Source organism: Paenibacillus sp. OK060 (assembly GCF_900101205.1).
Lineage (GTDB): Bacteria > Bacillota > Bacilli > Paenibacillales > Paenibacillaceae > Paenibacillus > Paenibacillus marchantiae.
The window spans coordinates 107,508-120,895 of record NZ_FNFR01000001.1; the positions used below are offsets into that span (position 1 = coordinate 107,508).

General features: G+C 45.8%; 11 protein-coding genes, 1 tRNA gene and 1 riboswitch. Of the genes, 9 read left to right on the forward strand and 3 right to left on the reverse strand.

Annotation, left to right across the window (positions count from 1 at the left end; genetic code table 11):
• Positions 1 to 68: 68 nt before the first annotated feature.
• Complete coding sequence (locus BLS14_RS00535; protein WP_063564779.1) at positions 69 to 1,127, reverse strand: YkvI family membrane protein; 1,059 nt, start codon at positions 1,125 to 1,127, stop codon at positions 69 to 71.
• A gap of 204 nt (positions 1,128 to 1,331) precedes the next feature.
• Here BLS14_RS00535 and BLS14_RS00540 point away from each other — a divergent pair, with 204 nt between their 5' ends.
• From BLS14_RS00540 to BLS14_RS00555, 4 genes are all read left to right on the forward strand, one after another.
• On the forward strand, positions 1,332 to 1,913 hold the full coding sequence (locus BLS14_RS00540; protein WP_063564778.1) for a xanthine phosphoribosyltransferase: 582 nt from the start codon (positions 1,332 to 1,334) through the stop codon (positions 1,911 to 1,913).
• 98 nt (positions 1,914 to 2,011) lie between these two features.
• The gene (locus BLS14_RS00545) at positions 2,012 to 2,341 is read left to right on the forward strand and encodes a hypothetical protein (RefSeq protein WP_090948963.1); all 330 of its coding nucleotides are present in this window, start codon (positions 2,012 to 2,014) and stop codon (positions 2,339 to 2,341) included.
• A gap of 123 nt (positions 2,342 to 2,464) precedes the next feature.
• A complete protein-coding gene (locus tag BLS14_RS00550; protein ID WP_063564777.1) occupies positions 2,465 to 2,683 on the forward strand; it encodes a hypothetical protein in 219 nt (72 codons plus the stop codon).
• Between the two features lie 117 nt (positions 2,684 to 2,800).
• A complete protein-coding gene (locus BLS14_RS00555; RefSeq protein WP_062322073.1) occupies positions 2,801 to 3,130 on the forward strand; it encodes a carboxymuconolactone decarboxylase family protein in 330 nt (109 codons plus the stop codon).
• Between the two features lie 104 nt (positions 3,131 to 3,234).
• Here BLS14_RS00555 and BLS14_RS00560 read toward each other — a convergent pair whose 3' ends face one another.
• Complete coding sequence (locus BLS14_RS00560; RefSeq protein WP_064639184.1) at positions 3,235 to 3,699, reverse strand: C40 family peptidase; 465 nt, start codon at positions 3,697 to 3,699, stop codon at positions 3,235 to 3,237.
• A 5-nt stretch (positions 3,700 to 3,704) separates the two neighbouring features.
• Positions 3,705 to 3,836: riboswitch (cyclic di-AMP (ydaO/yuaA leader) on the reverse strand.
• Between the two features lie 413 nt (positions 3,837 to 4,249).
• Here BLS14_RS00560 and pelA point away from each other — a divergent pair.
• From pelA to BLS14_RS00580, 4 genes are all read left to right on the forward strand, one after another.
• Positions 4,250 to 5,209 carry a pectate lyase gene (gene pelA, locus BLS14_RS00565; RefSeq protein WP_090948966.1) on the forward strand — a complete coding sequence of 320 codons (960 nt, stop codon included), beginning with the start codon at positions 4,250 to 4,252 and terminating at the stop codon, positions 5,207 to 5,209.
• A 118-nt stretch (positions 5,210 to 5,327) separates the two neighbouring features.
• Positions 5,328 to 5,411: transfer RNA gene (locus BLS14_RS00570), tRNA-Leu, on the forward strand.
• 366 nt (positions 5,412 to 5,777) lie between these two features.
• A complete protein-coding gene (locus tag BLS14_RS00575; RefSeq protein ID WP_256336110.1) occupies positions 5,778 to 9,632 on the forward strand; it encodes a X2-like carbohydrate binding domain-containing protein in 3,855 nt (1,284 codons plus the stop codon).
• 287 nt (positions 9,633 to 9,919) lie between these two features.
• Positions 9,920 to 12,166, forward strand: a complete 2,247-nt coding sequence (locus BLS14_RS00580; RefSeq protein WP_256336111.1) for a helix-turn-helix domain-containing protein — start codon at positions 9,920 to 9,922, stop codon at positions 12,164 to 12,166.
• Here BLS14_RS00580 and BLS14_RS32415 read toward each other — a convergent pair.
• Positions 12,163 to 12,333, reverse strand: a complete 171-nt coding sequence (locus tag BLS14_RS32415; RefSeq protein WP_170867764.1) for a hypothetical protein — start codon at positions 12,331 to 12,333, stop codon at positions 12,163 to 12,165. The genes BLS14_RS00580 and BLS14_RS32415 overlap by 4 nt on opposite strands.
• A 159-nt stretch (positions 12,334 to 12,492) precedes the next feature.
• On the opposite strand from BLS14_RS32415, the gene BLS14_RS00585 reads away from it, so the two are divergent.
• Positions 12,493 to 13,377, forward strand: a complete 885-nt coding sequence (locus BLS14_RS00585) for an ABC transporter permease (RefSeq protein ID WP_143805411.1) — start codon at positions 12,493 to 12,495, stop codon at positions 13,375 to 13,377.
• Positions 13,378 to 13,388 lie beyond the last annotated feature (11 nt).

Genomic DNA, 13,388 nt, shown 5'->3' on the forward strand with positions numbered 1-13,388 from the left:
GAAGCCGCTGTGTGCCAGCGGCTTTTTTTATGTTTAGGGAAATGATGCTTCGCAACAAAAATACGTTGTTATAGGTGTTTGTTACGACCTCGAAAGCTTCCCCATCGATCCATTACTAATTTTGCACCCCAGACCAGTGCCAAACTGCCGAAAATGGGGTAAAGGATAGAGAGCAGGGAGCTGAACCCAAACTGGCTAAGCGAATAACATAGCAGCATGATGGCCAGTATGATTAGTTTGGGATGTACGTGGACATGCTGTCTGAGTTGGAGGGTCATTCCATAAATATCGGCTACAAATGTACTGAAGATTTCCATAAAAATCAGGGATACATAGATAGACTGGACTACCCATCCAAGTTGAAAGGCAATGCTGCCCATTGGAATTTCAAATTGCGTGATGCCAGGCATCTGGGCTGACATGGCGAAGTGGGCTGCCATAAGCATGAATCCTACACCAATCCCGCCCAGAACGCCGCCCCATTTCAGTACCTTTCGGCTGCGAATCTGATTCCCCACCGGAACAAGAACAGCTTGGGCAAGTGCCAGGTTGAATGAAGTATACAACAGAGGAGATAACCAGACCTGGATTGGATTGCTGTCCGTGGTTAATGTAATAAATCGGTTTGCGCCGGGATGATGTATGGTGCTGGTGATCATAAGCAGAGAGAGCAGGAGCATCATTGGCACTACGATACTGTTCATTTGCAGAATAGCCTGAATGCCCCGTCCAAGCAGCAGATATGTACCGATAAGGGTAACAATCAGTCCGGTCTGGTAATGAAGCCCCAGATGCTCTACAAAGACCGACCCTGCTCCGGCCAGCATGACACTGTTTACTCCGATGAGAATAAGAAGAGTAACCCAGGTAATCCAGTTTCCTGCTTTATGACCGAATAGATGCTTGTTGAGATCTTCGTATGAGCGCGAGCCGGTATCATGGGCAATCAGCATCATTTTTGTACCTAACCAGACAAAGAGCATGGTCGATAAGCCAATGGTAATGGTGGCCCATTTGCCATACTGGGTAAAAAACTGCAATATCTCCTGTCCTGTTGCAAAGCCGGCTCCTACTACCGTTCCAATGTATGTAAATGCGATCTGCAGCACCCGAAATGCCTGTTTCATGCGTTTCCCCTCTCAGGCCCCTGAATAGTTTGGACATGCGGGTGCCATGGTACAAGGTATGCTTGACCCATCAAAGTCATGACAATTGAAGTGTGACATAGGGTCATTTCTATGCTCTGGACAAGAGCAAAGGCAATTTCGCTTGAACTGATAGCCGGATCTATGATACTTTTACGTCATAGGATAGGCTTGGGAGGTCAAATTATGGAAGTATTGAAACAACGAATTTTACAAGAAGGTGTAGTCATGTCAGATCAGGTGCTGAAGCTGGATGGTCTGCTGAATCACCAGATTGATCCTGCATTGACGATGGAAATGGGACGTGAATTTGCCGCTCGTTTTCGTGAGAGTGGTGTAACTCGGGTCATTACAGTGGAGTCTTCCGGGATTCCGGTCGCCTTTGCTGCCGCACATGAACTGGGTGTTCCTCTGGTATTTGCCCGTCGCAAAAAAACACTTTTGGCTGACCCCGACGCCTACTGTGAAAGAGTACCTTCTTTTACGAAAGGGATCGTAACAGATATTATGGTGTCCCGTGAATATATTCATGAGAATGACCGTATTTTGTTTATTGACGATATCATTGCGAATGGCGATGCCGCTCGTGGTGTCATCAAAATTATCGAACGTTCGGGTGCGGAACTGGTCGGATTCGGTGTCGTGGTCGAAAAATGTTTTCAGGCCGGAGCGCGCACTATTCGTGAGCAGGGTATCCCGGTTGAAGCGTTGGTGCGCATTCGTTCACTGAACGATGGCACCGTGCAATTTGACGATAACGAATTGTGACTTTTTAAAGGAAAAAGTGCCTATTTTTATAACAATGCCTTTGCATGACCGCTGATTTCATTTATAATGGGGTTATGTTAGGGAGAGGAGGCAACACCATGGGTAACCAACCGGCAACAGAACAATTTTTTATTGATAAGCTGGCGGAATCGAAAGTACATTTTGAGCGTGCCCTGGATTGTAAACATACGGAATTCGATGACCTTTATCCCTATATGATTGAACATCCTCAATTTTTCTGGTACAAACGCTACGTTGCCTGGTCAGAATTGCTGACGATTGTAGGCTTGTGCGAAGAGTTGTCCTTCGCTTGGAAAGAACAATTTACACCGCATCAAGTGGAGTACCTTGAAGAACGTGTGATGTCCGCCAAAGTGCTTGATTTTTGGTTTGAGAAGAACGACAGCAAGGAGCACGCGCAGCGGTAACTTTCAGTCGGGACATACTTTCGAATGACATGACAGTCCAATACAGTCACGTGAGACCTAAATGACTTTTCATTTAGGTCTCTTTTTGTAAATAATTTTTTTGGGAAAGTAGGCGCCATAAATATGATCAGTGATGCACAATTGGATGCACTGCGTTTATCGGGTGAAAAAGTAAGGGTAGTACGGGACGAGATTCAGTCCAATGATGTGACAGGTATTGTAGTGGCTTGGGACGGGGAGCAGGTACTCATTCGCCGTCAGAATCGTCGTGTGGTCAAGCTTGATCGGAATTACCGATATCAATTGTTCAGCGAACCACGCGAGAGCCTGCTCGAAGAATAGGACATGCCTATTTAGGTTCATTTACCATGGATGTTTTGGCATAATTACACCTCTCGGGAGAGAAGATAGGTACAGTGAGAGCTTGTAACATATCAGCCGAGAGGATGTGCGGTAACCATGACACTGATGAATGATAAGGTTCATGCCTATAAAGATCAGATTGGTGAATTAAGCGATGTGCTACCAGCAGTGGTGAAGTCTTATCATGAGTTCACTGGAGAATGCTTTCAGGCAGGGGCGATTGATGCCAAGACCAAACAGCTGATTGCGCTGGGTATTGGACTGTTTGCGAACAATGAGGTATGTACGTTTTACCATGTGGAAGAGGCACGTGCCAAAGGAGCGACCGATCAGGAGATTATGGAGACGGTTGCTGTGGCTGGAGCGGTAGGCGGAGGCCATGCGCTGTCTCAGGGTGCAATGAGAGTACAGAAGGCTTTACATTAAGTATAGAAGTCTACAGCACACCGGATTTGTAAACAAAAGCCCCAAACAAAGAGGAGGTCCCGGATTCACCCGGAGCCTCCTCTTTGCGCTATATCAAATCAAACTTATATTTTACCCAGCATTTTGTTATACATAAATTGTCCTGTTACCCGGCGTGCTGTTACGTAACGATCGTTGAAGTAAGGATTGGATAATTGTGTGATGCTGACACCCTTGCTGCTTGAAGCATGAGCGAACTGTCCGCCCCCGATATATACACCTGTATGTGAAATGCCATTGCCCATCGTATTAAAGAATACCATGTCACCAGTACGCAGATTAGCTTTGGATACCGGAGTTCCGGCCTTAGCTTGTTGCTGGGAAGTGCGTGGTAATTCAATGCTATATTTGTTGAAAATATATCTCATAAATCCAGAGCAATCAAATCCGGCCATTGTTGTGCCGCCCCATTTGTAAGGTATGCCAGTCATGTTGTTAACGACGGTGTTAATACTGCTTGCCTCTGTGCTTGCTGCACCGGATGTAAATAGAACTGCTGCTCCAAAAATGGAGATGATAAGCTTTTTCAAAATTTTTGTTCTCCCTTCGATGCCTACGGAGTTAGCTAAGGGTTCGGTAGAAGGTTCCCTATATTTCCTATGTATAAGAATAATTCACCCAAAATGGTTCCCCCGTTTTCAAACATGAAACTCGGCAAATGAATAATTAAGTTTTTGTAACCTTTTGAAACTATATTGCATAAATGCGAAAATGTCAAACCGATTTTGAACACTTCTTATCATCTCAATGTTAACGGAATTATCGCTATTTATGTAGAAATAACTCGAATATTGGGTTTTAATAGATGACAAAAAAGTAACTACTGTTTCAAATGGAGAAAAATTGGATAATTTATTGGCTTTCTCACATTTCGATTAGACGATACCTATAGGTTAAGACAAAGAATTTGTTACATATTGTTGCAATTATTGACAAAATTCATTGTTTTGCATAGAATTCTTTTTGTATAATCCACTTATTGGATGAAAAGAAATAGTTTGAGTTTAAAAACAAATATAAGGAGGGGAGACGCTCAAGGAAAACAGTTTGCAGAAAATGAATTGGGGAGTGTTCTAAACGATGTTGAAGGCACAAGCAAGGTTTGCATCTTTGGTAATGGCATGTACAATGATTTTCTCTGTTGTCGGAATGGTATTTCAGCCTGCTGCTAAGGTATCTGCTGCAGACGCATCTGGAACGACAGCAAGTATCTCAGATATTTTGAAGAATCAACGTCCTGACGGGGGATGGAAGAAGGATTACAAAGAAACAAGTGGTGAGTGGGCCAAATCTACGATTGATAATAAAGCTACATACTCAGAAATTAGAAGATTAGCCAAGGAATTTAAAAAGACAAATGATCCGCGATATTCGGCTGCTGCCATCAAAGGAATCAACTTTTTGTTAAATATGCAGTACTCCAATGGAGGATGGCCACAAGTATACCAGAGCTCAGGCTATCACAAACACATTACCTTCAACGACGATGCCATGATTAATGTCATGTACATGCTGGATGAAGTAGGTGCACGTAAAGGTGATTTCTCATTCATCGACAGCTCTCTTGCGGATCGCAGTAAAAAATCAGTTGCCAAAGGTGTAGATGCTATTCTCAATACACAGGTTGTAGCAAATGGTAAACTGACTGCATGGGGACAGCAGCATGATTCCAGCTCCCTAAAACCTGCAGGAGCAAGGATATATGAAGTGCCTTCTCTAAGTGCTGGAGAGAGCAGTACGATTGTAAAGTTTTTGAAAACAAGACCGTCGAACTCGAAAATTAAGGCTTCCATTCAAGCGGCAGAAGCCTGGTTCAACAACGTGAAAATTACAGGATACAAGTATGTCAGAGAAAACGGAGATAGCAAACTCGTAGCTGATTCAGGTGCATCGCCAATTTGGGCACGTTTTTACGAAATTGGAACGGATAAACCGATCTTCGTAGGACGTGATGGGGTTGTGAAATACAAACTCAGCGATATCGATAAGGAAAGAAGAGGCGGGTATGCCTGGTATGGCAACTGGCCTTCAAAGATATAATTTATAAAAAGCTTTATCATTGAAGGCGAAATTATATTTTTTTTGTTGACACTAATTACCTGCACATGATATATTATCTCTTGTCGCCGCGATATAATTTCTCGGAGATAAGACATACGCGGTCGTGGCGGAATTGGCAGACGCGCACGGTTCAGGTCCGTGTGGGCTAACCCCCGTGGAGGTTCGAGTCCTCTCGACCGCATCATATGTAACACTAAAAAGGTTCCTAGAATGGCATTGCTGCCACTCTAGGAACCTTTTTTATTTGTTTACAGATTTTGATCTTTGCTTTTCCTGATTCTTTTCAACCCATTCCCTCGGCTTGAGCAAAAATGAAGTTTCCATTTGTTTATTTATCCATTAATGGAAATATGTTTGTTCTGCGACGGTTTGCCCCTATATTTCAGGTTAATTGTACGTAAAATACCGAATTGTACCTATCTTGGGAATGCCTCATCCACTATTCTCTTCTCGTGTGGAAGCGCTATCAACAGGAATTTGAATGACCAAATTCAGAGGGGGTAGGGATAATTTGAAACGAATCGGAAAAAGGATGGCAATGTGTTTCATGGTATTTATGATTGCGGCGGTGCAGTTCGGGATTATGGGAACGACAGGTAATGTGGCACAAGCAGCAGATAAGAGTCTGGCCCAAAAGCCGTATATGGGTTGGAGCAGTTACAGCATGCAGGTATATGACGGGCCGGGTAACTGGACATCGGCCGAGAGTATAAAGAAGCAATCGGACGCCATGCGTGAGAAGCTGCAAGCCCATGGATATGAATACATTAATATTGATGCTGGCTGGAACGGTGACGAAGATGAATACGGCCGTCCTATTCCGAGTACTGTTCTTTATCCAAATGGATTTCAGGAGGTCATTGATTACGTCCATAATAACGGACAGAAGATCGGAATCTATCTGATTCCGGGATTATCAATCACCGCCTATGATAAAAATCTTGAGGTTTATGGGTCGGGCGGGGCATGTCGTATGCAAGATATTGCAGTAAAACCGCTCGTTGTTATGGATGCTTGGGATTCGTACACGTACAAAATTGATTTTTCGAACCCTTGCTCACAGAAGTACATTGACTCCATCGCGGATCTTCTTGGCGAGTGGGGTATCAACTTTGTCAAATTCGACAGTGTGACGCCAGGATCGGGAATCAATAATCTGAGCCGGGATGCACGTGGTGATGTGGAGGCATGGTCCAAAGCCCTGGACAGAAATAACATCTGGTTTGAGCTTTCCTGGGCGCTTGATCACAATTACGTGGACTTCTGGAAAAAGTATGCAAACGGCTGGAGGATCGACTGGGACGTTGAAGCTTACGACAGCAGTAAGGGATTGACCGAATGGTCGAGTATTTCCCGCTTGTTCCCCATCGCTGCCCTCTGGTGGCGGGATGCAGGTCCCGGAGGCTGGAACGACTTCGATTCACTGAATGTCGGGAATGGCTCGATGGATGGTCTGACCAAGGTTGAGCGGCAAACGGCCACGACCTTCTGGTCTATCTCTTCAGCACCGCTTTATACAGGTGATGATTTAACAAGGCTGGACAGCTATGGATTGGAATTGCTTACGAATGACGAAGTCATTGCCGTCAATCAGGCCGGACGTCCAGGCCATCCGGTTTCCATGGAGACCAAGCAGCAGGTTTGGTTTGCCAATAACGGAGATGGTACTTACAGTGTAGCCTTGTTCAATTTGGGCGACCAGAGTGCGGAGGTTAAAGTCAAATGGAGCGATCTTGGCCTCAACGGTCCGGCTTCTGTCCGTGATCTCTGGAGCCATTCCGAGCTGGGGAATTTTAATCATGAATTCAGTGGCGGCGTGCTAGAACCCCATGCTTCCCGGATGCTTAAAGTAACCGCACTGAACGGCACATCAGCCGTCAATGACGATGATACAGGCATGCTCTATAGCGGGGATTGGCAGCGCAACGGGGGCAAGGAGCAGACAGATGGGAGACAGGATCTGAGCATAGGGATTACGGATTCCTCTGGCACTGGTCCAGCGAATAGCAGTCAAGGGGGTGCCTTGGACGCTGAAGCTGACAATGCTGCAAATTCAATCTCCGTGGAAGATGCCACTGTTACCAATGAGGTCTACATTAATGATGATGACAGCAGTATTAAATACACGGGCTCATGGAACTCCAATACCGGCAGAAGTTACGGTGATTACAATGGCGATGTGCATTTTACTGAAAAAGACGGCGATTATTTTGAGTATAGTTTCACGGGCACAGGCATTGAACTGCTGACGGAGAAGGATAAAGACCAAGGAGACATGATTGTCACCCTCGATAATGGAGCACCTGAAACTGTAAACGCCTATACCAGTGGAGAAAGGGAAGTCCAGCAGGTTTTGTACAGCAAACTTGATTTGGACAACGGCCCACATACCTTGAAGGTGGTCAAGGGCTCGGGCCAGTATATGTTGCTGGATGCGCTTAGAGTAACCATGGAAATTCCTCATGGAGGGCAGAACAGCACCATTAGTCCGACCTCTGCAAACTTTGACAAGGAGACGGAGCAACAGAAGGATGTCACCGTGAGGCTGTCCTTGAACGGCAATATGCTGACCGGCGTTGAAAATGACGGGGTGCTGCTCAGTGATGACGACTACACGGTGGTCAATGACAAGCTGACTATCAGGAAGCAGTACCTCACGCAGCTGCCTATAGGGACAACGAGTCTAAACGTAATCTTTAGCGCGGGTGATCCCCAGTCTTTGGCAATAAGGATCAGCGATACTACGGGCATTCGATTTATAATGATCAATAACGACGATCCGGCAATCAAGTACAACGGCTCCTGGTCACGAAGCACTGGCAGAGGTTTGGGTGACTATAAGGACGATGTGCAGTATACCGAAAAAAACGATGATTCTTTTGAATACACCTTCAAGGGAACGGGGATCCAGTTATTTACGGAGGTTGACCAGTCACAGGGAGACATGGATATCTATGTTGACGACCAATTCAAGGAAACAGTCAGCGCCCATCGTAACGGTCGGCTGGCACAGCAGAACCTGTACAGCATATCGGGGCTGCCGGATGGGCAGCACACGCTCAAGGCAGTGAAGAAATCGGGGGAGTACATGCTGCTCGATATGCTCAAAGTTGAGCTTCCGAATCTAATTAATCCGGTAACCGCGGATTTCGAAAAGTCAGCTTCCGCTCAGACGGACATTGATGTGACGCTGCTGCAACAGGTGGAAAGCTTCAGTGGTATTACTAACGGATCACTTGATCTGGTTCCGGGGTCCGATTATACAGTTGCAGGGAACCGAGTTACACTGAAAAAATCGTATCTTGCTGCGCAGTCAGTGGGGACGCTGAACCTCAGCTTTGCCTTCGGCGGTGATTATCTCAATGATGTGCATTCCACGGTGGTGGACGGGGATTCTTTCGAATACGCCTTCAAGGGCACTGGAATAAGTATGATTACACCGACTGGACCAGAACAGGGCGAAGTGGACATTTATGTAGACGGACAGCTGGTGCAGACCGTGAACGCCTACAGTCCAAGCCGGCAGATTCAGCAGGAGATTTATAGCATTTCAGGACTGGCAAAAGGCCAGCATACACTCAAAGCTGTGAAGAAATCCGGTGAGCTCATGCTGGCCGATCAACTGAAGTTTATTGTCCCTACTGGAAACGGTGAACCAACGAATCCGTCGAATCCAGGTGGTCCATCCAATCCAAGTGGACCATCGACTCCAGTCGTCCAGCCTTCAGACACTTCTGTGCCTGCGCCAGCTCCTGAATCTGGAAATACAGACGGGACAACAGGAACAGAGGGTGGTCAAGATATTCCGTACAAGGCGTATATTCAAGGATATCCGGGCGGGTTGTTCAAGCCGGATAACAAGCTCACCCGTGCAGAGATGGCAACCATACTCGCAATGGTATCTGAGAAAGAAGGCACAGGATCTGCTGTTGTATTCAGTGACGTTAAGTCAGAATATTGGGGAGCCGACGGCATTGCTAAGGTAAGCAAGATGGGGTTGATGAATGGTTATAAGGATGGGACGTTTAAGCCAAATCAGCCATTGACTCGTGCGGAGATGGCCACTCTCGTAGCCCTTCTCGGTCCGGATTCCGAGCATTCAGGCGATGGATTTTCTGATATCAGCAGCCACTGGGCCAAGGAAGCCATTTTGAAAGCGCAAAGCGCAGGCATTCTGAAAGGCTATAAAGATGGAACTTTTCGCCCGAATGCTTTATTGACAAGAGCGGAAGCCGTTGTAGCAATCAACAGAGCTTTGGGCAGAGCACCGCTCACGAACGTTTCGCAGCCACAGTGGAAGGATGTTCCTTCCACACACTGGGCCTTTGGCGATGTTGAAGCAGCATCCGTCGATCAGGTTGTAAAAGCCCGATCAGAGGTGGAAGAACCAAAGAAGAAATGATGTAAACTAGGATTGGGGGGCCATCTCGGCCCCTTTTTTCTGAATGATAAGGAGTTATCATCTCAAACCAAAGAACTTCGGAAATGTTAAAAAAAGCAATGATAATCGTCTTTTTATCGTTGCCTTTTATTCATTCCCGAATGAAACACGATTGAAGAATGAGATAAAACAATTGACTAACCCGGAAAATATTATTATCTTTGATAACGCTACCAATACCTCAAGGAGGGGGAGGAGGGTTACCCATTAAATATTCCAATGTTTTTCGTAAATTTTTAATTTCCTACGTGATCATTTTGGTTATACCCAGCATTGGCGGTTATATGTCTTATCTAACTTCCATCTCCGTAACACAGTCCATTTCCATTGAGAATAGTGTTACCCAACTCCAGAAAAGCCAGGAAATATTGGAGGGCCGCATGGCGGAAGTGGAGGGCTTCACCCGACAGCTTGCAGTTAATCAGGAACTGAACGTTCTGATGAATGAAAGGGACAACGAAACCAACGTATATGGAATATGGAGAACGATGGAGAATGTGTTGACCTTTGGACAGACCAATGATTTTCTGCAAAATTATTATATTTATCTTGCGAATTACAATCTAATTTTGACCCCGGGCTCTTCTTACAGACCGAATCACTATTATACTGATTTTCGTTATAACGATCTTTCGTTGGAAGAATGGATGAAGGACGTGTTGGGGAAGACCCACCGGAGTGAGATTAAACCGCTTAGTTCCTATGTTAGTAGGGGGAAGCAGACTTCGGTAATCACATATATGCAGTCATTGCCTCTGGACAGCTTCAATGATTCTTCACCGGCTGTCGCCGTTGTAATCATTGACGAGAAAATGATTCTTAGTCTGTTGTCCAGCCTGAATGACCGATACGGTGGCTGGGTTCATATCAGCGATGCGGAGGGCAATACCATTGCACTGCAAGGGAGCTCTGAGCCCGAGATGGTGAAAATGGCCTCGGACTCTCATTTTGACCCAAGCAGAGTCAGCCAGTTCTATGGGGATGATCTCGTGATCACTACAAGATCTGATAAGAACGGATGGGTATACCAGGCGGGTATTCCCCGTCATGTCCTGATGGAGAATGCAAACAGGATCAAGGGGATGACGATGCTGATTACGGGCGGCACACTGCTCATCGGACTGATTGTTGGACTTGTGCTGGCTTATCGCAACAGCGTTCCAATCAATCGACTGTTAAGTGTAATGAAAGAGCAGTTTGGGAAGGATGAATCGGCTCCCAAAAATGAATTTGACTTTTTGAGTGGAAATATCGCTGCTATGCTCACCAAGAACAAGCTGCTTGAATCCGAATTAAATCGCCAGCTCCCACTGGTCAGGGATGCCTTCCTGAAGCGGCTGATCTCCGGCGAATTCAAATCGCGGGATGAGATTCTTTCCGCTGCCGAACAGGCAGATATTAATTTGTATCAAGGCACGGGATATGCTGGAATTGTCCAGATTAAGGGTTATGCCAGTATGGACAGCGTCGAGATCCTGAATGAACTGAATGCCTCCCGATTACTGTTGAAGCAGGCTTTGGCTGAACTGGACGTGGATGTCCTGATGACCGATATGGGTTCGGATAAAGTGGTCATCCTGTTCTTTTCCAAGGAAACCGACTCCGAATTGGATCGTGAAAAGGAAGATATCACGCATATCATGGAGAATCTGGCACAGTATGTGTTCAATGAATACAGGATCACCATCCAGTCAGGATTCGGAAATCTCTTCACATCGTTGACAGAGGTCAGCCTTTCCTTTGATCAGGCCAATCAGGCGCTGGAGTATGCAGTCTACATGAACAAAAAAGGTATGATGTGGAACAACGAAGCCCAAACCGAAAATACAACGTATTATTACCCGCTGGATTCGGAGCAGCGACTGATTGGCACCATTCGTGCAGGAGAACTTGAAGAGGCCAAACGGATTGTCGATGCAATCATTGTGCAGAACATGGAGCAGCGGGAACTGTCCATGGAAATGAAGCATCAACTTGTTGGAGAAATGAAGGGGACTTTTCTCAAGTTGCTGGATCAAAAGGCGTTTACGGAATATGCCTCCATCGAGAATGTGAAACGGCGGGTCATTGATATTGGTTCCTCGGAGCCGCTCGAAACGATCAAAGCTGAGTTTTATGAGATCATGGAAGAGCTCTGCTCCGTTATTGCAAACAAGAAGAAGGATGCTCATATTCAAATCATCAAACAGATTAAGGAATATACTGCGAAAATGTATTCAGATACAGAGCTGACTCTGTATCGGGTGGCAGAGCATGTGGAGCGGCCTGAGAAATACATTTCTCAATTGTTCAAAGAGTTTACGGGGGTTAATTTCTCCGATCACCTGATCAAAGTCCGAATGGATCAGGCTGTGATTTTGTTGAAAGAGAGCAATTATACTGTTGACGAGATTGCGTCACGGGTAGGTTACAATAGTTCTCACTCCTTTAGGAGGGCCTTCAAACGATTGAATGGCGTTTCGCCCAGTGTGTATAGACAATCGGTTGACGATTAAATGAAAGGAAGACCCATAGACTGTGTTGTCCGTGTTCCGGACAATGCGGTCTTTTTTTGCGAATACGCCTCCGTAATGGAAAAATGGCTGTCGTACTGCGGATGTGTGCCCCCAAAAACAGGATAACTGTACGTGTAACGGCGCAGGTGTACCTGTTTATAGGACATCAAAATCGACTATGATCAGAATCAAGAAAGCGCTATCATAATTTACGCATCGCAGACAGCTAGTAAGGGGGGATTGTTCTGGAGAAGGAAATCGTATTAAATCACAAGACATCAACACAGCCGAAGGCACCTGGTTTTCTGACCAATGCCCGCAAAAGAATGATGAAGCACTGGCAGTTACACCTACTGGTGATTCCGCCCTTGCTATTTTTTCTCATCTTCAAGTATTATCCGATGATCAATGCGGTTCTTGCCTTTAAGGACTATAACGTCATCAAGGGGATATGGGGAAGTGATTGGGTTGGTTTTCAAAACTTTCGTCTGTTCTTTGAGAACCCATTATTTTGGACCCTGGTGAAGAACACCATTTTACTTAGCGGTTATTTAGTGTTGGCCGGATTTCCAATTCCGATTGTGCTCGCACTCATGATTAATGAGGTACGCGGAGCCAAGTTCAAGAAATTCGTCCAACTCGTATCCTTTGCACCCTATTTCATCTCAACAGTCGTGATGGTGTCCATGATTATGCTGTTCCTGGCACCACGGCTTGGATTTGTGAACATCGCCATGAACTTCTTTGGGCTGGATTCCGTGAATTTTCTGGGTGAGCCGGGCATGTTCCGTTCGATCTATGTCTGGTCCGACATTTGGCAGACTGCGGGCTACAGTGCGGTTATTTATTTGGCAGCACTTGCCGGAATCGATCCCACATTGTACGAAGCGGCTAAAGTCGATGGGGCCTCGCGTTTTCAAAAAATCCGTCACGTGGATCTGCCAGGGCTGGTGCCAACCATTGTCATTATTTTGATCCTGAATGTCGGAAATGTCATGGCGATTGGCTTTGAGAAAGTCTACCTGTTACAGAATCCGCTCAATCTGGCTAATTCTGAAATCATTGCAACTTATGTCTACCGAGTCGGCCTGTTGAATGCCAACTATAGCTTCGCAACTGCGGTGGGGCTGTTCAACTCACTGATCAATCTGGTCTTACTGGTTACGGTGAATGGTTTGGCGAAGAGAGTTACTAAGAATAGCATTTGGTAGGAAAGGAGTTC

Bases quoted from the DNA above. Each gene is read 5' to 3' on its own strand.
- BLS14_RS00535 (WP_063564779.1), bottom strand. From the start codon at position 1,127: ATGAAACAGGCATTTCGGGTGCTGCAGATCGCATTTACATACATTGGA.
- BLS14_RS00540 (WP_063564778.1), top strand. From the start codon at position 1,332: ATGGAAGTATTGAAACAACGAATTTTACAAGAAGGTGTAGTCATGTCA.
- BLS14_RS00545 (WP_090948963.1), top strand. From the start codon at position 2,012: ATGGGTAACCAACCGGCAACAGAACAATTTTTTATTGATAAGCTGGCG.
- BLS14_RS00550 (WP_063564777.1), top strand. From the start codon at position 2,465: ATGATCAGTGATGCACAATTGGATGCACTGCGTTTATCGGGTGAAAAA.
- BLS14_RS00555 (WP_062322073.1), top strand. From the start codon at position 2,801: ATGACACTGATGAATGATAAGGTTCATGCCTATAAAGATCAGATTGGT.
- pelA (WP_090948966.1), top strand. From the start codon at position 4,250: ATGTTGAAGGCACAAGCAAGGTTTGCATCTTTGGTAATGGCATGTACA.
- BLS14_RS00575 (WP_256336110.1), top strand. From the start codon at position 5,778: ATGGTATTTATGATTGCGGCGGTGCAGTTCGGGATTATGGGAACGACA.
- BLS14_RS32415 (WP_170867764.1), bottom strand. From the start codon at position 12,333: ATGTCCTATAAACAGGTACACCTGCGCCGTTACACGTACAGTTATCCT.
- BLS14_RS00585 (WP_143805411.1), top strand. From the start codon at position 12,493: ATGATGAAGCACTGGCAGTTACACCTACTGGTGATTCCGCCCTTGCTA.